The sequence below is a fragment of the Paracoccus sp. S1E-3 genome, from assembly GCF_013868135.1.
GTDB lineage: Bacteria > Pseudomonadota > Alphaproteobacteria > Rhodobacterales > Rhodobacteraceae > Paracoccus.
This window is the reverse complement of sequence record NZ_JACEMU010000004.1, coordinates 1414206-1432671: the sequence shown is the minus strand read 5'-3', so window position 1 is coordinate 1432671 and position 18466 is coordinate 1414206. Positions and strand designations below refer to the sequence as shown.

Below are 18466 nucleotides of genomic sequence, written 5' to 3'. Positions count from 1 at the left end.
GTATCCTGCGGGACCGGCTTCCCCGGCCTGATTGCGCGGCAGCATACACGAGGCGACAGCGGATGCGAAGTCCCCTGACCGGTATGTGATATGCCCACTAATTGGGCATTTGCATCAAACCCCGCCCATTTCCTGATCGCGGCACGTTTCCGCCCCCCGTCGCCCCTGCCAAAGACTTGAGCAGATGACGCCGTGCCGCCCTTCTGATGGCAAGAGCCGCCGGCGCGGTGGCGACCCAGAACGAAAAGGTGATGCCGAATGAGACAGATATTCCCCCTCGCCATCGCGCTGGCGCTTGCCGCCGGTGCTGCCCATGCGCAGGAGGCCGCCGTGCCGGTGCCCGACAAGGGCGACACCACCTGGATGCTGCTGTCGGGTATTCTGGTCATGATGATGACCATTCCCGGACTGGCGCTGTTCTATGGCGGCCTGGTGCGCGGCAAGAACGTGCTGTCGGTGCTGATGCAGGTGCTGACGACCTTCTGCGTGATGGCGCTGCTCTGGGTCGCGTTCGGCTATTCGCTGGCCTTTACCGGCGCGGGCGATGCCGCCTCGGCCGGTCCGCTGACGCCTTATATCGGCGGCCTGTCCAAGGCCTTCCTGACTGCGGTCGATGCGAATTCCATCGCCGAGACCTTTACCAAGGGCGTTTATATCCCCGAGCTGAGCTTTGTGATCTTCCAGCTGGCCTTCGCCTGCATCGCGCCGGCGCTGATCGTCGGCGCCACGGCAGAACGGCTGAAATTCTCCGCCATTCTGCTGTTCGTGGTGATCTGGTTCTTCCTCTCCTACCTGCCCATGGCGCATATGGTCTGGTGGTGGGGCGGACCGAGCGCTTATGACGCGCCCTCGGGTCTGCTGTTCGGCCACGGCGCGCTGGATTTCGCCGGTGGCACCGTCATCCACATCAATGCGGGCGTCGCGGGCCTGGTCGCTGCGTATGTCGCCGGCCCGCGCCTCGGCTACCGGCGCGAACTGATCGCCCCCCACAACCTGACCTTCACCCTGATCGGCGGCTGCCTGCTGTGGATCGGCTGGTTCGGCTTCAACGCCGGCTCCAATCTGGAATCGAATGGCGTGGCCGCGATGGCGCTGCTGAACACCGTCGTCGCCCCGGCCGCCGCAGCCCTGGGCTGGACCCTGGGCGAATGGATCCTGCGCGGCCACCCCTCGCTTCTGGGCGCCGTCTCGGGCGTGGTGGCCGGGCTGGTCGGGATCACCCCCGCGGCCGGGTTCGTCGGACCGATGGGTGCCATCGTGATCGGCTTCGTGGCGGGCATCGTCTGCCTCTGGGCGGTGGTCTGGCTGAAGGCGCGGCTGAACATCGACGACAGCCTCGATGTGTTCGGCATCCACGGTGTCGGCGGTATCGTGGGCGCGATCCTGACCGGGGTATTCGCCGCGCCGGCACTGGGCGGGGCCGGGGTCTTCGACTATGCGACCGGGCAGCCGGGCGCATTCTCGATCAGCCATCAGGTCTATGTGCAGACGCTGGGCGTGGTGATCTGCATCATCTGGTCGGGCATCGTCTCCTTCGCCGCCATCCATGTCGTGAAGGCGCTGATCGGCCTGCGGGTCGAGCAGAATGACGAACGTCAGGGCCTCGACATCACCACCCATGGCGAGAACGCCTATAACTGAGGCAGACAGGCAGAACGCAAAAGGCCCGGCGTAAGCCGGGCCTTTTCGCATCTTCCGCGCGACTCAGGCGATTCGCGACACCACGAAATCGGCCAGATCCTCCAGCATGTCGCGGATCGGCCCGGCGGGCAGGGGGGCCAGTGCCGTGCGCGCCTTTGCCGCCCAGCCGAGCGCATCGGCCCGCGCCGCCTCCAGCGCGCCATGGCGCGCCATGATCGCCAGCGCCTGTTCCAGATCGCCCTCGCGCTGATCGCCCTTTTCGATGGTGCGTTGCCAGAAGGCGCGTTCGGTCGCGTCGGCGGCGGCGATGGCCTTGATGACCGGCAGGGTCAGCTTGCGCTCGCGGAAATCGTCGCCGGTATTCTTGCCGATCACCGCGCTTGCGCCGCCGTAATCGAGGAGGTCGTCGGCGATCTGAAAGGCGATGCCAAGCGCGTCGCCGTAATCGAACAGCGCGCGGACCTGATCCTCGGGCGCGCGGGCGATCACCGCCCCCACCTCGGTCGCGGCGGAAAACAGCGCCGCCGTCTTGCCGCGCACGACCTGCAAATAGATCGATTCGTCCGTCGCCAGATCCTGCGCGGCGGTCAATTGCAGCACCTCGCCTTCGGAAATCGTGGCCGAGGCGTTCGACAGGATTTCCAGCACCCGCATGACGCCGGTATCGGTCATCAGCTGGAAGGCGCGGGCCAGCAGGTAATCGCCGACCAGAACGCTGGACTTGTTGTCCCACAGCAGGTTTGCCGTCGGGCGGCCGCGCCGCTGCTGGCTTTCGTCGACCACATCGTCATGCAGCAGGGTCGCGGTGTGAATGAACTCCACCGTCGCCGCCAGATGGATGTGATAGGGCCCGTCATATCCGCACAGTTTGGCGGCGGCCAGGGTCAGCATCGGGCGCAGGCGCTTGCCGCCGGCCTCGACCAGATGGGCGGTGACCTCGGGAATGCGCGGGGCGTGGCGCGAGGCCATGCGTTCGCGGATCAGCACATTGACCTGCGCCATTTCCGGGGCAAGTGTCTCGCCAAGGCGGTCCATCGGGGTCTGGGTAACAGCTGCGTCCATGGAATTCCCTTTCCTGGCATGCAATTGCCACGCGATGGACAGCGGTGCAACCGCCCGCTAGCGTTTGCACCATGAAAGAACTTCTGCGCACCACCGACCCGCTGCGACTGATGCGCGCCCAGGACGTCCTGCGCGCCGATGGAATCGAAAGCTTCGCGCTCGACCAGCATATGAGCGTGCTGGAAGGTTCGCTGGGAATTCTGCCGCGTCGGCTGATGGTCGCCGACCGCGACCTGTTCATGTCGCGCGCCATCCTGCGCGAGCATGGCCTGGATGACTGACACCCGAATCGATGACTTCCTGGACGGAAGGCTGCGGATCGAGCAGCCCGCGCAGGGCTATCGCGCCGGCGCCGACGCGGTGATGCTGGCCGCCGCCTGCCCGGCCCGGCCCGGCCAGTCCGTGCTGGAGCCGGGCTGCGGGGTCGGGACCGCCGCGCTGTGTCTCGCCGCGCGGGTGCCGGGCCTGCAACTGGCCGGGATCGAACGTGATCCCGGCTATGCCGCGCTTGCCCGCGCCAATGCGGTGCGCAACGCCGCCCCGCTGCAGGTGATCGAGGCCGATCTGGCGCAGCCGCCCCCTGAGCTGCGCGCCCGCAGCTTCGATCAGGTCATCATGAACCCGCCCTTCTTCCCGGATGGCACCCTGTCACCCGATGCCGGCCGCGCCGGCGCCCGGCACGAGGACACGCCGCTGGCCGCCTGGCTCGATGCCGGGCTGAAACGGTTGCAGCCGGGCGGCTGGCTGACCGTCATCCATCTGGCCCAGCGTCTGGACGGGCTGCTGGCCGGGCTGTCGGGCCGCGCCGGCGCGATCACCATCCTGCCGATTGCCGCCCGGACAGATCGCGATGCGGGCCGCGTCATCCTGCGGGCCCGCAAGGGGGCGCGGGCGCCCTTGCGGCTGCTGCCGCCCCTTGTCATGCATGACGGCCCTGCGCATACGGGCGATGCAGAAAATCTCAGCGAAAAGGCGCAGGCCATTCTGCGCCATGCTGTCGCGATACCGTTACCTGGTGCCGATAGAGGGTGACAGAATCGATCATCTGTGCTGCAATCCCCCCTGTTCGACAAGCGTACAGGAGGACGAATATGTCAGTCGATGCTCACATCGAGAAGCTCCGTGAAAAGCACGACAAAATCTCCAAAGCGGTAGAGCAGGCGCAGCGCGCGCCCGGCGTCACCGACTTTGAAATCGCCGAGATGAAAAAGGAAAAGCTGCGTCTCAAGGAAGAGATCACGCGCCTGAACGCCTGAACACCGAGTTCCGATCACGAAAGGCCCGCGGCATTTGCGCGGGCCTTTTCATATCTACCACTCTACCACGCGGTGCGGAAGATGCGCCCCTCGGTCATCGGGTCCATCTGTGCCACCTCGCCGTCCAGCCAGTCCAGGAAGGCGCGGATATGTGGCTGGGTCGCTGTCCCCGGACGCGACAGCACGCGGAACGCCGCCTTGGTGACCAGTGACAGCGGATAGGGGGCGATCAGCCGGCCCGAGGTCAGCAGGTCATGGGCGATCGACCAGCGGCCCATGATCACGCCTGCGCCGCCTATGGCCGCATCAAGCGCATGATCGTGATGGGAAAAATGCGCCCCGCCCGGCGGTGCGCTGCCCAGCTCGGCGGCGCGGAACCATCCGGCCCAATCGGGTGTGGGCTGGAGGAAATCGACATCGTGCAGATGCAGCAGCGGGGCATCGCGCAGCGCTTCGGGCGCTGGAAACCGCAGGGACAGTTCGGGCGACATCATCGGCGCATACCAGTCGCCCAGCATCAGGTCATGGCTGGTCAGATTGGCTGCGCCCGGTAGCCCGTATCGGATTGCCAGGTCGATGCCGTCTCGCTGCAGGTCCATCAGGCGCAGGCTGGCGACGAGGCGAAGCTCGATCTGTGGATGGGCGCGGGCAAAGCCGAACAGGCGCGGCGCCAGCCATTTGGCGGTGAAGGCCGGTCCCGCCGTGACCGTCAGGCTGGTCGCGGACAGGCTGCGCTGCGCCTCGCGCCAGGCGGCGCGGATCTGCTCGAAGCCGGCGCGGGCGCCGGGCAGTAGGGCCTGCCCGAGGGGCGTCAGGGACAGCTTGCGGTGTTGCCGTTGAAAGACCGGCTGGCCCAGCTGGTCCTCCAACTGCTTGATCTGGAAGGACAGGGCTGCCGGCGTCACGTGCAACTCCTCTGCGGCGCGACTGAAGGACAGGTGGCGCGCGGCCGCTTCAAAGGCGCGCAAGGCGGTCAGGGGCGGTTGGTCCATATTTTCAAGATATTCTTGAACAGAATGTCAGAGCAACTCGTTTGTCCGTTGAAGTTGAAGGGAGATATCATGACGGGGCAAGAAAAATTTAATCAAAGGTGCTTTGATGATCCAGATCCCCACCAATGCCCGCCAGCGGCTTGCCCATGCCGAGGCGCACCGCCTGCGCCGCGCCGCTTTTGCAAATCTGTTCCGCGCGCTGAAATGGAAAGGCCGGCCCCAGGACGGGACCGGCCGGAAGGCTCAGGTCCTTCCCCTATCAGGAGAAGTACTGCGCCCCGTTTGCGGAAATGGTTGAGCCGGTGATGAATCCGGACTGATCGTCCGCCAGGAAGACCACGCAGCGGGCGATTTCCTCGGGCTCGCCCAGCCGACCAACGGGGATCTGCGGGATGATCCGCTCGTTCAGCACCTTCTCGTCGATGGCGCGCACCATCTCGGTGCCGATATAGCCCGGCGCGATGGCGTTGACGGTGATGCCCGCGCGCGCGCCTTCCTGTGCCAGCGCGCGGGTGAAGCCGATATCGCCCGCCTTGGCCGCGGAATAGTTCGCCTGACCCGCCTGACCCTTCTGCCCGTTGATCGAGCTGATATTGACGATCCGCCCGAATTTGCGATCGCGCATGCCGTTCCAGACCCCATGGGTCATGTTGAACAGACCGGTCAGGTTGGTGTCGATCACCTCTTTCCACTGTTGCGGCGTCATCTTGTGGAACATCGCATCACGGGTGATGCCGGCATTGTTGACCAGAATGGCGACCGGACCCAGTTCGGCCTCGACCTGCTTGATGCCGGCCGCGCAGGCGTCGTAATCGGCGACGTCCCATTTATAGGTCTTGATACCGGTTTCGGCGGTGAAGGCCTTGGCGGCGTCGTCATTGCCGGCATAGCTTGCCGCGACGGTGTAACCTGCCTCTTTCAGCGCCTTGGAAATGGCTGCGCCGATCCCGCGCGAGCCTCCGGTGACGATGGCTACCTTTGACATGTTTCCCCCCCCCTTAACTGGAATAATCTGTGAAATATTACTAACCTTTGAAGTTGCAGCGCGCAAGATCATTGCGCGCTGCGGTGTCAATCAGCGCTCGAGGCACATGGCGACGCCCATACCGCCGCCGATGCAGAGGGTGGCGAGGCCTTTCTTGGCGTCGCGGCGCGCCATTTCGAACAGCAGCGTGTTCAGGATCCGCGCCCCCGAGGCGCCGATCGGGTGGCCAATGGCGATGGCGCCGCCGTTCACGTTCACGATCGACGGATCCCAGCCCATATCCTTGTTGACGGCGAGGGCCTGTGCGGCAAAAGCCTCGTTCGCCTCGATCAGGTCGAGGTCTTCGACCTTCCAGCCGGCCTTCTCCAGCGCGCGGCGGCTGGCCGGGATCGGGCCGGTGCCCATGATCGCCGGATCAAGCCCCGCCGTTGCGTAGGCGGCGATGCGGGCCAGCGGGGTCAGGCCGCGGCGCGCGGCCTCGTCCTCGGTCATGACCATGACGGCGGCGGCGCCGTCGTTCAGGCCCGAGGCATTGCCCGCGGTCACGGTGCCGTCTTTCATGAAGGCCGGTTTCAGCTTCTGCATCGCGTCCAGCGTGGCGCCGTCGCGGATATATTCGTCGTCGGAGATGATGACGTCACCCTTGCGGCCCTTGACCACGAAGGGGACGATCTCGTCCTTGAACCGGCCGGCCTTCTTGGCGGCTTCGGCCTTGTTCTGGCTGTTGACGGCGAATTCGTCCTGGGCTTCGCGGGTGATGCCCCAGCGTTCGGCGACGTTTTCGGCGGTCTGGCCCATGTGGTAATTGTTGAACGCGTCCCAGAGGCCGTCCTTGATCATGGTGTCGACCATCTTCATGTCGCCCATCTTCTGGCCGGCGCGCAGATGTGCCGCATGGCCCGAGAGCGACATCGATTCCTGGCCGCCCGCCAGCACCACCTGCGCGTCACCCAGCAGCACCTGCTGGGCCGCCAGCGCGACCGAGCGCAGGCCCGAGCCGCAGACCTGATTGATCAGCCAGGCGGCCGATTCCTTCGGCAGACCTGCGTTGATATGGGCCTGACGGCCGGGGTTCTGGCCCTGTCCGGCGGTCAGCACCTGGCCCAGGATGGTCTCGCTGATTTCGGCGGGGTCTACGCCCGCACGTTTGACAACCTCGGCCAGCACCGTGGCACCCAACTCGTGGGCGGGGATATTGGCGAAGGAGCCCATGAAACTGCCGACCGGCGTACGGGCGGCGGAGACGATTACGGCTTTGGTCATGAAAAGGGTCCTTTCGGGTGAGCAGGCTTGGCCGGCGCGAGGCCGTTCCGTTTACCATGCCCAACTGCAACCTAGCGTCAAGCGGCACTGGCAAGATGGAAAACCACGCAGCCGATCCGGCATGCCGTTCATCTGGGCATGCCGCCCTCTGTAGACAAGCCGCAACCGCGCATCGCCAGTCCGCAACTGCTGAGCGGCACCGTCCTGCATGACAACGCAGGCCTGATCGATTACCCTTCCGACCCCCGGCGTTCATGGCGTCTTGACGACGCGCCCGGTACTGCGCGGCCGGTCAGCGCGCCGCCGCTTTCGGCGTCTTCCAGGGGGGAGTGATCGTCGGGGCGCCGAAATAATAGCCCTGAAGGCAGTCGATCCCCATGTTGATCAGATACGCCGCCTCGTCGGCGGTCTCGACTGATTCGGCCACGGTGAACATGTCGAAATGATGCGCGATCGCCTGCAGCGCCGCCGCCAGCACCTGGTTGTCGGGCTGATGGGCGATCTTGCGGATGAACTGGCCGTCGATCTTGATCATGTCGAAATTGAATTCGCGCAGGTAACGGAACGAGGTGTGTCCGGCGCCGAAATCGTCAAGCGCGAAACTGGCGCCACGCCCCTGCAGGTCGCGCATGAAGGGAATGACCAGTTCGGGCATGGTCATGGCGGAGCTTTCCGTCACCTCAAGGATCAGCCGTTCGGCGATGCGTTCGTCGCGGGCGAGACCGCGGCGCAACGTCTCCGTCCAGACGGGATGACCGATCGAGCGCGCCGACATGTTCACCGACAGGCGCAGCGCCGAATCCTGCTGCAGGGCATGCAGCCCCAGGGCGATCGACGCGCAGTCGATCCGCCGCCCCAGTTCGGTGGTTTCGGCATCGGGCATGAAATCGCGCAGCGGAATGAAGCGCCCGGTATTGTCGACGATGCGGATCAGGCCCTCGTGGAAGGCGGAGAGGCTGGGACGGTCGGCCTGCACGATCGGCTGATAGGCCAGAACCGCGTCGCCGCGTGTCAGGGCGTCTTCGACCACCGCCATCGTCAGGCGTGTCTTGTGGTCGATTACATAATCCAGGGCCGAATCGACGCCATCATTTTCCCCGTGTCCTGCATCCGTCATGACCGAATCCTTGCTACCTACATGCATCATGGGGATGATGTCTTAACATGGGGTGAAACCCGAACATTTTCCGGGTTAAGGATTAATGACGATGACCGAGCGCTGCGGCTGGTGTGGGACCGAGCCGATCTATGTCGAATATCACGACAGCGAGTGGGGCGTGCCGGAACACGATCCGCGGGCGCTGTGGGAAAAGCTGGTGCTGGATGGGTTTCAGGCCGGGCTGAGCTGGATCACCATCCTGCGCAAGCGCGACGCCTTCCGCGCGGAATTTGAAGGCTTCGACCCCGAGCGCGTCGCCCGCTGGGACGAAAAAAATATTGAAAATGCTTTGCAAAATCCCGGAATCATCCGTCATCGCGGCAAGATCGAGGGCGCCGTCCGCAGCGCCCGGCTGTTTCTGGAGATCGAATCGGCCGAAGGCTTTGCCTCCTATCTGTGGGGCTTCGTGGGCGGCGCAGCGGTCCAGAACGGCTGGACCAGCATGGCGCAGGTGCCAACGGCCACCAAGGAATCGACTGACATGTCGAAATCGCTGAAGAAGCGGGGCTTCAATTTCTGCGGGCCGGTGATCTGTTACGCTTTCATGCAGGCGACCGGCATGGTCAATGACCACATCACCGCCTGCCATTGCCACGACCGGGTCAGGGCGCTTTCAGCTCCGTGATGACCCGTTTGGCGGCATCGGAAATCCAGTCCGCGGGACCCATCAGCCGGGCGACCTCGTTCCCCTCGGCGTCGATCAGGATCGTTGCGGGCAGGGCAACCACGCCGAATTCGCGGGCAAGTTTCTGACGCGGATCCAGAAGAACGGGCAGGGCATCGATTTCCGCTTCGGTCAGAAACTTGTCGATCGCCTTCGGCGGGTTGCGACCGGAGGCGATGGTCACCACCTCGAAATCCTCGCCGCCGAATTCCTTCTGAAGGCTGTTCAGCGCCGGCATTTCCTCGCGGCAGGGGGCGCACCAGGTGGCCCAGAAATTCACCAGCAGCGCCTTGCCTGCATAGTCGCCCAGCTTGTGCTCGCCGCCCTCGGGATCGGTGAAAACGGTCTGCGAAACCGGCTGGCCGTTGCCGCTTGCCAGTTCCAGGCCTCCGGCCTTGGCGGCGACGAAGTCGATCTCGCCCGCCAGGGCCGTGTTTGCACCGGCGGCGAGCGCCGTATAAAGGATCAGCATACGCAGCATCTTCAACCTTTCGGACCAGACGGATGACCGACGCCAAGACGCCCAGAAACACAGCAAATGCCATGTGGGGCGGGCGTTTCGCCGCTGGTCCCGACGCGATCATGACGGCGATCAACGCCTCGATCGGGTTTGACCGCAGACTTTACGCCCAGGACATCCGGGGCAGCCGGGCCCATGCCGCGATGCTCGCGGCGCAGGGCATCATCACCTCTAGCGACGCCGAGGCGATCCGGGAAGGGCTGCTCACCGTATTGTCAGAAATCGAGGCCGGCGATTTTCCCTTCAGCGAGGCGCTGGAGGATATTCACATGAATGTCGAAGCGCGCCTGAAGGATATCATAGGCGAGCCGGCGGGCCGGCTGCATACCGGCCGGTCGCGCAACGATCAGGTGGCGACCGATTTCCGGCTGTGGGTGCGCGACCAATGCGACGCGGCGATTGACGGGCTGCGGGCGCTGATCGGCGCCGCTTTGGCGCAGGCCGAGGTCGGGGCGGATTGGGTGATGCCGGGATTCACCCACCTTCAGACCGCGCAGCCGGTGACCTGGGGCCACCACATGATGGCCTATGTCGAGATGTTCGGTCGTGACCTCAGCCGCTTTCAGGATGCCCGCAAGCGGATGAACGAATCGCCCTTGGGCGCCGCCGCGCTGGCGGGCACGGGCTATCCCATCGACCGTTTCGCCACCGCTGCGGCGCTGGATTTCGACCGCCCGATGGCCAACAGCCTCGATGCCGTCAGCGACCGTGATTTCGCGCTGGAGTTCCTGTCGGCCGCCAGCATCTGCGCCGTCCACCTGTCGCGGCTGGCCGAGGAGCTGGTGATCTGGTCTTCGGCACAGTTCCGCTTCGTGTCGATGTCGGACAAATGGTCGACCGGGTCGTCGATCATGCCGCAGAAACGCAACCCCGACGCGGCCGAGCTGATCCGGGCCAAGATCGGCCGCATCCTTGGCGCGACGGTGGCGCTGTTCACGGTGATGAAGGGCCTGCCACTGGCCTATTCCAAGGACATGCAGGAAGACAAGGAACAGGTTTTTGACGCCGCCGACAGCCTGATGCTGGCGCTGGCGGCGATGACCGGGATGCTCTCCGACCTGACCGCCAACCGCGAGAAGATGGAGGCCGCGGCCTCGGCCGGCTTCTCGACCGCGACCGATCTGGCCGACTGGCTGGTGCGCGAGGCCGGGCTGCCCTTCCGTGACGCCCATCACGTCACCGGATCGCTGGTCGCCATGGCCGAAGCGAAGGGTGTCGATCTGCCCGACCTGACGCTGGAGGACATGCAGTCCGTCAATCCCGCCATCACCAATGACGTGTTCAACGTTCTGGGTGTGCATAACTCCGTCGCGTCGAGGCAAAGCTATGGCGGGACGGCCCCCGATCAGGTCCGCGCCCAGATCGCAAGGTGGAGGGATCTGCTGTGAAATACCTGCCCCTGATCGCACTTCTGGCGCTGACGGCCTGCGGGGTCGACGGGCCGCCGATCCGGCCCGAACCCGATGCGCCCAAGCCCGGCGTCACCGTCTCGGGGGACGCGCGCATCGGCATCGTGACCGCGTTGTGACCCTTGGCCTGACGCCTCTGCGCGGCTGCTGGCTGGCACTGGCGCTGATCGGCGCCTGGCTGGGCCGTCATCTGGATGCGCCCGATGCCAATGCCGTCGCGGCCCTGGCGACGCTGGCCATCTGGTGCCTGCTGGAGACCATGGTGCGCCGCAACTGGCTGGCGCTGCTGACGCTTCCGGCGATGGTGCTGGGCATCGGCTGCGCGCTGCCGCTTTATCTTTTCCTCCGCTCTCGCAGGATCGTCTGATGGACCATTTCAACTACCACAGGGGCGAGCTGTTCGCCGAAGACGTGCCGCTGTCGCGCATCGCCGCAGAGGTCGGAACCCCGGTCTATGTCTATTCCAGCGCCACCCTGACGCGACATTTCAATGTCTTCAAGGAGGCGCTGGCATGGGCGCCCGATCACCTGATCTGTTATGCGGTGAAGGCCAATTCCAACATCGCGGTGCTGAAATTGCTGGGCGATCTAGGGGCCGGAATGGATGTGGTGTCCATCGGCGAATATGCCCGCGCGCGCACCGCAGGCGTGCCGGGCGCGCGGATCGTGTTTTCCGGCGTCGGCAAGACGCGGGACGAGATGCGGCTGGCGCTGGAAGGCGGCATCCGCCAGTTCAATGTCGAGTCGGAGGCCGAACTGCGGGTCCTGTCCGAGGTCGCGGCTTCGCTGGGCGCGGTGGCCCCCATCGCCATCCGGGTCAACCCTGATGTGGACGCGAAAACCCACGAAAAGATCGCCACCGGCAAGTCCGAAAACAAATTCGGCATCCCCATCGCCCGCGCGCGCGAGGTTTACGCCGAAGCCGCCGGGCTGCCGGGGATCGAGGTCGTCGGCATCGACATGCATATCGGCAGCCAGCTGACCGATCTGGAGCCCTACCGGCAGGCCTATGCCAAGATGGCCGATCTGACCCGCGCCCTGCGCGCCGATGGCCACAATATCCGCCGGCTCGACATGGGCGGCGGCCTTGGGATTCCCTATGAGCGCAACAACTCGGCTCCGCCCCTGCCCATCGAATACGGGCAGGTGATCCGTGACGCCGTCGGCGATCTGGATTGCGAGATCGAGATCGAGCCGGGCCGCAATATCGCCGGCAATGCGGGGGTGCTGCTGAGTTCGGTGATCTATCTGAAGGAAGGCGAGGGGCGGGATTTCCTGATCCTCGATGCCGCCATGAACGACCTGATCCGGCCGGCCATGTATGGCGCCCATCACGATATCGTGCCGGTGCACGAGGGCCGGCCGGGCGCGCCGGTCAGCGCCTTCGACGTGGTCGGCCCGGTCTGCGAGACCGGCGATACCTTCGAGAAGGGCGTGGAACTGCCGGCGCTGGCGGCGGGGGATCTGGTCGCCTTCCGCTCGGCCGGGGCTTACGGGGCGGTGATGTCGTCGGAATATAACTCGCGTCCGCTGATCCCCGAGGTGTTGGTGGATGGCGACCGTTTCGCGGTAATCCGCGCGCGCCCGACCCTGCAGGAGATGCTGGCGCGCGAAGCTTTGCCGGACTGGCAGTAGAGGGCGCAGGATTAGCTTGCAGGGTCGCGCGGCGCGCCGCAGGATGGGGGCGGAAAAACGACCCGATGACCCAGGACTCCGATCTCGATAGCGAAGCGCATGACAGGGCTGACCCGGCAGATGATCTGACCGGGGCGCTGCCGCAATTGTCGCGCGCATTGCGCCTGACAGGGATCGGGCTGTGGTGGGAGGCCGTAGCCCGCGCCTTCTGGCCGGCAGCCAGCCTGCTGCTGCTGGCCCTGGCGGGGCTGAGCTTTGGGCTGCTGGACGGCTTGCCTGTCGCGCTGCGCCCCTATGCCGGGGTGGCCATTGGGCTGATCCTGCTGGGCGCGATGGTCTGGGGGGGGATCCGCTTTCGCAGACCCAGCCCCGGCGCGGCCGAGCGGCGGGTTGATGCGACGCTGGCTGGGCGGCCTTTGTCGGCGCTGCGCGATCAGCCTGCGCTCGGGGGCGACGGGGCGCTGTGGCGGGCGCATCGCGAACAGATGGCGACACGGGCCGCCACCGCGCGGGCTGTGGCTCCCGATGCCGGGCTGACCCGCCGCGATCCCTTTGGCCTGCGGCTGGCGGCGCTGACCGCCGTGGCGATGGCGCTGCTGTTCGGCAGCGCCGGCGATCTCGGGCAGGGGCTGGCGGCCTTGGCGCCGACGCGCCCGCAGTCGCGGCCCGACCAGCCGGCTGTGACCGGGCTCGGCTGGGAAGGCTGGGCGGAACCCCCGGCTTATACCCGCAAGCCCACGCTCTATCTGAACGACCAGCCCGAAGGCGCGGTGCTGGATCTGCCCGAAGGCAGCACGATCAGCCTGCGCCTTTACGGCGAGGGTGCCGTTATCGCGCAGGATATCGGCACCGCGCTGCCGGGAGATGACCCGAAAGCGCCCGAATTCCGCGTCGAGCGGGCCGGAACCCTGCAGATCGGCGCCCGCCGCTTTCAGCTTAGCGTCCAGCCGGACGAGCCGCCGCGCATCATGCTTGGCCCCGCGGCCGAGCGGCGCGCCGACGGGCGGCTGATCCAGTCCTTTTCCGCCAATGACGATTACGGCGTGACCGAGGGGCAGGCCGAGATCAACCTGGACCTTGCCAAGATCGACCGCCGCTATGGCCTCGGGGCCGACCCCGAACCACGCGAGGCGCTGACCCTGCGCCTGCCTCTGCGCGGCGCGCGCGCCCAGGTCGAAGGCCAGCTGACTGCCGATCTGAAAAAGCACGCTTGGGCAAACCTGCCGGTGCAGGTACGGCTGAACGTGCAGGACGGAATCGGCCAGCAGGGCCAGTCCGAAACGCTCGCGATGGACCTGCCGGGCCGGCGCTTCTTCGACCCGTTCGCCGCCGCCCTGATCGAGCTGCGCCGCGATCTGATGTGGTCGCGCCAGAACGCGCCCATGTCGGCGCAATGGCTGCGCGCGATCCTGTGGCAACCGGAGGGCTTCGTTGATCCGGGGGTCCTGCGCGACCTGCGCGCGGTGGTGGCGGGCCTGGAATCCGGCCCGCTGACCGACCTGCAGCGCGACGCCCTTGCCGAAGCGCTGTGGCGTGTGGCGGTCCAGCTGGAAGACGGCGGCCTCGCGGATGCGCTGGAACGGATGCAGCGCGCCCAGGAGAAGCTGGCGCAGGCGATGCGGCGCGGGGCGTCGCCCGACGAGATCCGGCAGCTGATGGATGAGTTGCGCAGGGCCACGGACGACTATCTGGAGCGGCTGGCCGAACAGGGCGAAAACAACCCCTCCGACCGGTTTGACCGCTCGCCCGCGGAGATGATGTCCGCCGACCAGATCCAGCAGATGATGGACGAGATCCAGCGCCTGATGAACGAAGGCAAGATGGCCGAGGCGCAGGCCCTGCTGGAACAGTTCAACCGGATGATGGAAAACATGCAGGTCCGGCGGAGCGAGGGGCAGGGCGAAGGGCGCGGCCAGGGCTCGACCGGGCGGCTGGCGCAGACCCTGCGCGAGCAGCAGGATCTGGCCGACCGTGCCTTCCGGCAGATGCAGGATGAATGGCTGGGGCTGGGGAACGAACCCGCACCGGAAGACAACCCGCAGGGGGCTGGTGAAGCCCAGCCCGGTGAAGATCAGCCCGGTGAAGGCCAGCCCGGTGAAGGCCAGCCCGGTGAGGGCCAGCCGGGTGAAGGCCAGCCGGGCGCGGGCCAGCCGGGCGCGGGCCAGCCGGGCGGAGGGCAGGGCGGCGATCTGGCCGATGAACAGCGGATATTGCGCGACGATCTGGGGATGCAACGCGGCCTTCTGCCCGAGCGCGGCACTGCCGAGGGCGATGCGGCGGCCGAGGCAATGGACCGCGCCGGCCGCGCCATGCAGGAGGCCGAGCAGGCCCTGCGCGAAGGCGACACCGCCGGCGCCATGGACCGCCAGGCCGAAGCGATCCAGGCCCTGCGCGACGGCATCCGCGCCCTTGGCCGTGGCGAGGATCAGCGCGCCGCCCCTTCCGAGGGCGAGCAGGGCGAAGGCCAGCAGGAAGCCGCGGGACCGGATGGCCAATCGCCCCGCGGCGAGGGGCAGGACGGCCGCATGACCCAGCGCCGCGACCCGCTTGGCCGCGCCCTGCAGGGCATGGGCGGCGGCGTCGCCACCGACGACCCGCTGGCTGAGGGCGAATCCGAGGATCATCGCGCCCGCGACCTTCAGGACGAGATCAGGCGCCGCTTGGGCGAACGCCAGCGCCCCGAGGCCGAGCGCGACTATCTGGATCGACTGATCGACCAGTTCTAGCGCCAGCCGCCGCAGATGCGGCGTCAAGACAGAAAGCTGCGGAAATCGACCAGAGCGGCGCGATGTGAAGCGCTGCACCTGCGCAGGTGGCTATCGGTGCTCCTCCTTTTGGTGAGCTGCCCGCTGGGCAGCTTCCGGGGACGCCCGCGCCGGGGGTGTCGCATCTCGGGCCGCGCATGGTCGGCCTGGGCGGGGTCTGGCCGATGCACCGAGAGCGCCAGCGGCGCGAATCATGCGCGGCGGCTGACAGGCCGGGAAGACAGACCGGTCAGGGCGATCCCGAGCGCTGTAACGGCAGCGCTGCTTTCGGTGACCGGCCCTTGAGGGTGGTGGCCGCTCTGATCCGGTTCCAATGGCATCTGCGCCGGGTCGCCCCCGAAACCGTGCCGCACGGTGCTATCGGCGACGCGTTCCGGCACCGCTGGTATCGATGGCATGGCGCGCGCCGGCTGGCGAGAGGAGTTGCATTGAGGAAGTGGCCCTGGTGTCCCGGCGGATGGATGCCGGGCGCTGTGGTCACGCGTCAGTGGCTTTCGCGCCGGGATATTGCCGCATCTCGCGTGGCGTGAGTTCGAACTGCCGCAGAGCCTGACGGATGGACCAGTTCGTGGGCGTCCAGATGGCAAAGCTGCGGTTGGCGCGCCGCAGCGCCCCGGCGATCCATTGGTTGCAGGGGTGCAGGATGTTGAAGCGCCCCTTCGCCGCGAAATAGCGGTCAGCCGGGGCCAAAAGCCCCTGGCCGACCGGCTGATCCCACAGCGTATCCGACAGGACCACCGCGCGCAGGCGCTGGTATTCCAGCCTGTCCATGGTGATCGACAGCTCGGGCACATAAGCGCCGACGGGCTCGAACCGCATCACCGCCGTATCGCCGATCAGGGCACGCAACACCGTCCCCGCCCGCAGGTCGCCATAGTCGCCGACCTGCGTGTAAAACCCGCGCGCGCCCCAGCCGACCTGCAACCACGCGGCGTCCTCGGGCAGATCAAGCCAGGCAAAATCGGCGCGGGTCTGCGGGTCCAGCGGCAGCAGGAAATCGGTATGGATGGGCCCCTGCACCAACCCGACCCGGACCGTGTCCGCCGACAGCGGCATCGACAGCCGCGGGGCCGGAAGCCGGGCGCCGGCCAACAGCGACAGGAATAGCAGCAGGCCAACCGCGCCAAGCGTCAGCAGGACCCTCATCCGTGCGGACCGTTCACGAAGACCCGCAAGCCGCCATCCGCAAACCGCGCTGCGCTGCGGGGCGGGCGAAGAAGGTCATGCAATGCCTTCCTGAACCCGCTGCGGTGGGTTCGTCCGTCGCGGCGTTATTCGCCTCGGGCGCGCGCGATCCGATGGTGGCGATGCCGGCGAGGGAGCATGTCGCGCTGCTTCGGTCGCGCCCTTCGATCTGGCGGTCCGGCATGCCCGGCAGGCGGCGGGTCTCGGCACAATGGCGTTCGCGCGGGCGGGGGGCTTCGATCTCTCGGCCGTCGAAGTGGTGGCCGAAGCCCAACTGTCCTAACATCGCCGCCACGCCGCCCATCTGCCACAGCAGCCGCCCGGTGAAGCGGTGACAGGCGCGCCCCCAGAGGGACAAAAATTTGCGGGTTTTGTCACCCAGATACAACAGGATCGCGCCGCTTCCGAAGATGCCGCTGGGGTCGCCTTTCGAACCGGCCGGATTTATCATCGCCAGGTCCCTGTTGTTGGATTCAGCGACAGGAACATAGGGTTAATCGGTCCTGCGGCCCCAAAATGCTGATCCTGTGGGCGCCACTGTCCAGCTCCGCCTGTTACAGCGCGATCGAGACCTTCCGGCCGAGCGCCGTCCTGCGCGGATGAAGTTCGATCACATCGGGGCGCACCGGTCGGCCTGCGATCTGCAGCCGGAAAATCGGAAAGCTTTGACATGATGATAAATCTTACCTGATATGCGCCGGGGATGTTATAAGCGCCCGCATCAGCGCGCGAATAAAAAGGTTATACGCATGATCAAAGAGTTCAAGGAGTTCATCGCCCGCGGCAATGTCATCGACATGGCCGTCGGTATCATCATCGGTGCGGCCTTCACGGCCATCGTGACGTCGCTGGTGTCGGACCTGATCAACCCGATCATCGGTCTGCTCACCGGGGGCACTGACTTCTCCAGCAAGTATTTCGTGATCTCGGGCACGGCGCCGGAAGGCGCCTCGCTGCAGGTGGCGCGGGATTCCGGGGCGAACGTCTTCGCCTATGGGGCGTTCTTCTCGGCCGTGATCAACTTCCTGATCATCGCCTTCGTGGTCTTCCTGCTAGTCAAGGCCGTGAACCGCGTGAAGGACGCGGCGGTCAAGCCCGCGCCCAAAGCGGAAGAAGTCCCGGCCGGTCCCACGGCCGAGCAACTGCTGGTCGAGATCCGCGACGAGCTGCGGGCGCGCCCGACCGTCTGATCAAGCCATATCGCTCTCATGGGAAAGGCGCGCCCGATCGGCGCGCCTTTTTCATGCTCATCTTGGTTTCACAGACCCTCAGGCCGGGGCCGGATCGCCGCCCTGCCGCCGCGCCGCGGCCAGAAGCGCGAAGCCGATATCAGGTTCCAGCCGCATCAGCATGGCCGCCAGCCAGCCCGGAATCCCGAAACGCCGGCCAAGCCCCAGCCGCTCGCAGAAACAGGTGATCGCCAGCAGGCTGAGGCCGCCATCGCGCGCATCGTCGCGCGTCACCGTCAGGCGGCGGCGGAAACGCAGCAGGTCGCGGGTCAGCGCTTCGATCTCGGGCCAGTGCCGCTTGGCGCGGCGGCGGCGGGCGAAGGCGGCATCGCCCTCGGTCAGGGCGGCATGGGCGCTCGCAGCGGTGGCGTGATAGCGCATTGCCTCGAACCGGCTGACGACCAGCCAGAACAGCTGACCCCGGCGGTCGATGGCGCGCCAGGCGACGATGCGGCCATCCTCGGCGGGAATGAAGTTTCCGCAATCGACGAGCGCGCCGACCCAGCGGTCGGCGCCGGGCTGGATCATGTCGGTCGCCAGCAGGATTTCCTTTTCCAGCAACGAGGTCATCGGCCGCGCCATGATGAGCCTCTCCATCCGCTGCCGGCGGTCGGGTCTTCGGCGTGCGTGCATTGGGGTCCTCCCTGGGCTGCCCGCACCGCCTGGTCGAATGCACCGGGGAAACATGGGTGGGCGGTGCA

20 protein-coding genes are annotated in these 18466 nt (G+C 66.4%); 11 read left to right on the top strand and 9 right to left on the bottom strand.

Annotated features, from left to right (window positions below; all coding sequences use genetic code 11):
• The first annotated feature begins 258 nt into the window (after positions 1-258).
• Entirely contained in the window at positions 259-1641 is a 1383-nt protein-coding gene (locus H1S04_RS07120) for an ammonium transporter (RefSeq protein ID WP_181744812.1), read from the top strand.
• Between the two features lie 63 nt (positions 1642-1704).
• Here the strand turns inward: H1S04_RS07120 and H1S04_RS07115 are convergent, their stop codons facing one another.
• Positions 1705-2703 (bottom strand): polyprenyl synthetase family protein, encoded by a 999-nt coding sequence (locus H1S04_RS07115; protein ID WP_181744811.1) that lies wholly within the window; start codon positions 2701-2703, stop codon positions 1705-1707.
• Positions 2704-2774: 71 nt separating this feature from the next.
• Between H1S04_RS07115 and H1S04_RS07110 the strand changes: the two genes are divergently transcribed.
• Genes H1S04_RS07110 through H1S04_RS07100 form a run of 3 tightly spaced genes read left to right on the top strand, consistent with a single transcriptional unit; the run spans position 2775 to position 3959 of the window.
• Positions 2775-2984, top strand: a complete 210-nt coding sequence (locus tag H1S04_RS07110; protein WP_181744810.1) for a DUF2007 domain-containing protein — start codon at positions 2775-2777, stop codon at positions 2982-2984.
• Positions 2977-3735 (top strand): tRNA1(Val) (adenine(37)-N6)-methyltransferase, encoded by a 759-nt coding sequence (locus H1S04_RS07105; RefSeq protein ID WP_181744809.1) that lies wholly within the window; start codon positions 2977-2979, stop codon positions 3733-3735. Before H1S04_RS07110 ends, H1S04_RS07105 begins: the two co-directional genes overlap by 8 nt.
• 59 nt (positions 3736-3794) lie before the next feature.
• A complete protein-coding gene (locus tag H1S04_RS07100) occupies positions 3795-3959 on the top strand; it encodes a YdcH family protein (RefSeq protein ID WP_181744808.1) in 165 nt (54 codons plus the stop codon).
• 62 nt (positions 3960-4021) lie between these two features.
• Here H1S04_RS07100 and gcvA read toward each other — a convergent pair whose 3' ends face one another.
• From gcvA to H1S04_RS07080, 4 genes are all read right to left on the bottom strand, one after another.
• Positions 4022-4951 carry a transcriptional regulator GcvA gene (gcvA, locus tag H1S04_RS07095; RefSeq protein WP_181744807.1) on the bottom strand — a complete coding sequence of 310 codons (930 nt, stop codon included), beginning with the start codon at positions 4949-4951 and terminating at the stop codon, positions 4022-4024.
• Positions 4952-5210: 259 nt separating this feature from the next.
• A complete protein-coding gene (phbB, locus tag H1S04_RS07090) occupies positions 5211-5936 on the bottom strand; it encodes an acetoacetyl-CoA reductase (RefSeq protein WP_181744806.1) in 726 nt (241 codons plus the stop codon).
• 90 nt (positions 5937-6026) lie between these two features.
• On the bottom strand, positions 6027-7199 hold the full coding sequence (locus H1S04_RS07085) for an acetyl-CoA C-acetyltransferase (protein WP_181744805.1): 1173 nt from the start codon (positions 7197-7199) through the stop codon (positions 6027-6029).
• 292 nt (positions 7200-7491) lie between these two features.
• On the bottom strand, positions 7492-8316 hold the full coding sequence (locus H1S04_RS07080) for an EAL domain-containing protein (RefSeq protein WP_181744804.1): 825 nt from the start codon (positions 8314-8316) through the stop codon (positions 7492-7494).
• A gap of 91 nt (positions 8317-8407) precedes the next feature.
• On the opposite strand from H1S04_RS07080, the gene H1S04_RS07075 reads away from it, so the two are divergent.
• Positions 8408-8983: a DNA-3-methyladenine glycosylase I gene (locus H1S04_RS07075; protein ID WP_181744803.1), complete on the top strand. Its 576-nt coding sequence runs from the start codon at positions 8408-8410 to the stop codon at positions 8981-8983.
• Here H1S04_RS07075 and H1S04_RS07070 read toward each other — a convergent pair.
• Positions 8961-9503, bottom strand: a complete 543-nt coding sequence (locus tag H1S04_RS07070; protein WP_181744802.1) for a TlpA disulfide reductase family protein — start codon at positions 9501-9503, stop codon at positions 8961-8963. The two genes, H1S04_RS07075 and H1S04_RS07070, sit on opposite strands and share 23 nt — an antisense overlap.
• Positions 9504-9526: 23 nt before the next feature.
• On the opposite strand from H1S04_RS07070, the gene argH reads away from it, so the two are divergent.
• From argH to H1S04_RS07045, 5 genes are all read left to right on the top strand, one after another.
• Positions 9527-10930: an argininosuccinate lyase gene (gene argH / locus H1S04_RS07065; protein ID WP_181744801.1), complete on the top strand. Its 1404-nt coding sequence runs from the start codon at positions 9527-9529 to the stop codon at positions 10928-10930.
• Complete coding sequence (locus tag H1S04_RS07060) at positions 10927-11070, top strand: hypothetical protein (protein ID WP_181744800.1); 144 nt, start codon at positions 10927-10929, stop codon at positions 11068-11070. Before argH ends, H1S04_RS07060 begins: the two co-directional genes overlap by 4 nt.
• On the top strand, positions 11067-11318 hold the full coding sequence (locus tag H1S04_RS07055) for a DUF2834 domain-containing protein (RefSeq protein WP_298946700.1): 252 nt from the start codon (positions 11067-11069) through the stop codon (positions 11316-11318). The genes H1S04_RS07060 and H1S04_RS07055 overlap by 4 nt, the downstream gene beginning before the upstream one ends.
• Positions 11318-12586 (top strand): diaminopimelate decarboxylase, encoded by a 1269-nt coding sequence (lysA, locus tag H1S04_RS07050; RefSeq protein ID WP_181744799.1) that lies wholly within the window; start codon positions 11318-11320, stop codon positions 12584-12586. The genes H1S04_RS07055 and lysA overlap by 1 nt, the downstream gene beginning before the upstream one ends.
• A 65-nt stretch (positions 12587-12651) precedes the next feature.
• Positions 12652-15312 carry a DUF4175 domain-containing protein gene (locus tag H1S04_RS07045; RefSeq protein WP_181744798.1) on the top strand — a complete coding sequence of 887 codons (2661 nt, stop codon included), beginning with the start codon at positions 12652-12654 and terminating at the stop codon, positions 15310-15312.
• 516 nt (positions 15313-15828) lie between these two features.
• Here H1S04_RS07045 and H1S04_RS07040 read toward each other — a convergent pair.
• The gene (locus H1S04_RS07040; protein ID WP_181744797.1) at positions 15829-16497 is read right to left on the bottom strand and encodes a DUF2459 domain-containing protein; all 669 of its coding nucleotides are present in this window, start codon (positions 16495-16497) and stop codon (positions 15829-15831) included.
• Between the two features lie 13 nt (positions 16498-16510).
• A complete protein-coding gene (locus H1S04_RS07035; RefSeq protein WP_181744796.1) occupies positions 16511-16987 on the bottom strand; it encodes a hypothetical protein in 477 nt (158 codons plus the stop codon).
• A 298-nt stretch (positions 16988-17285) separates the two neighbouring features.
• Between H1S04_RS07035 and mscL the strand changes: the two genes are divergently transcribed.
• Entirely contained in the window at positions 17286-17726 is a 441-nt protein-coding gene (gene mscL / locus H1S04_RS07030) for a large conductance mechanosensitive channel protein MscL (RefSeq protein WP_181744795.1), read from the top strand.
• Between the two features lie 78 nt (positions 17727-17804).
• On the opposite strand, the gene H1S04_RS07025 is transcribed toward mscL, so the two are convergent.
• Positions 17805-18362, bottom strand: coding sequence for a hypothetical protein (locus H1S04_RS07025; protein ID WP_181744794.1), 558 nt, complete (start codon positions 18360-18362; stop codon positions 17805-17807).
• Between the last annotated feature and the right edge of the window lie 104 nt (positions 18363-18466).

Bases quoted from the DNA above. Each gene is read 5' to 3' on its own strand.
- H1S04_RS07120 (WP_181744812.1), top strand. From the start codon at position 259: ATGAGACAGATATTCCCCCTCGCCATCGCGCTGGCGCTTGCCGCCGGT.
- H1S04_RS07115 (WP_181744811.1), bottom strand. From the start codon at position 2,703: ATGGACGCAGCTGTTACCCAGACCCCGATGGACCGCCTTGGCGAGACA.
- H1S04_RS07110 (WP_181744810.1), top strand. From the start codon at position 2,775: ATGAAAGAACTTCTGCGCACCACCGACCCGCTGCGACTGATGCGCGCC.
- H1S04_RS07105 (WP_181744809.1), top strand. From the start codon at position 2,977: ATGACTGACACCCGAATCGATGACTTCCTGGACGGAAGGCTGCGGATC.
- H1S04_RS07100 (WP_181744808.1), top strand. From the start codon at position 3,795: ATGTCAGTCGATGCTCACATCGAGAAGCTCCGTGAAAAGCACGACAAA.
- gcvA (WP_181744807.1), bottom strand. From the start codon at position 4,951: ATGGACCAACCGCCCCTGACCGCCTTGCGCGCCTTTGAAGCGGCCGCG.
- phbB (WP_181744806.1), bottom strand. From the start codon at position 5,936: ATGTCAAAGGTAGCCATCGTCACCGGAGGCTCGCGCGGGATCGGCGCA.
- H1S04_RS07085 (WP_181744805.1), bottom strand. From the start codon at position 7,199: ATGACCAAAGCCGTAATCGTCTCCGCCGCCCGTACGCCGGTCGGCAGT.
- H1S04_RS07080 (WP_181744804.1), bottom strand. From the start codon at position 8,316: ATGACGGATGCAGGACACGGGGAAAATGATGGCGTCGATTCGGCCCTG.
- H1S04_RS07075 (WP_181744803.1), top strand. From the start codon at position 8,408: ATGACCGAGCGCTGCGGCTGGTGTGGGACCGAGCCGATCTATGTCGAA.
- H1S04_RS07070 (WP_181744802.1), bottom strand. From the start codon at position 9,503: ATGCTGCGTATGCTGATCCTTTATACGGCGCTCGCCGCCGGTGCAAAC.
- argH (WP_181744801.1), top strand. From the start codon at position 9,527: ATGACCGACGCCAAGACGCCCAGAAACACAGCAAATGCCATGTGGGGC.
- lysA (WP_181744799.1), top strand. From the start codon at position 11,318: ATGGACCATTTCAACTACCACAGGGGCGAGCTGTTCGCCGAAGACGTG.
- H1S04_RS07045 (WP_181744798.1), top strand. From the start codon at position 12,652: ATGACCCAGGACTCCGATCTCGATAGCGAAGCGCATGACAGGGCTGAC.
- H1S04_RS07040 (WP_181744797.1), bottom strand. From the start codon at position 16,497: ATGAGGGTCCTGCTGACGCTTGGCGCGGTTGGCCTGCTGCTATTCCTG.
- H1S04_RS07035 (WP_181744796.1), bottom strand. From the start codon at position 16,987: ATGATAAATCCGGCCGGTTCGAAAGGCGACCCCAGCGGCATCTTCGGA.
- mscL (WP_181744795.1), top strand. From the start codon at position 17,286: ATGATCAAAGAGTTCAAGGAGTTCATCGCCCGCGGCAATGTCATCGAC.
- H1S04_RS07025 (WP_181744794.1), bottom strand. From the start codon at position 18,362: ATGGAGAGGCTCATCATGGCGCGGCCGATGACCTCGTTGCTGGAAAAG.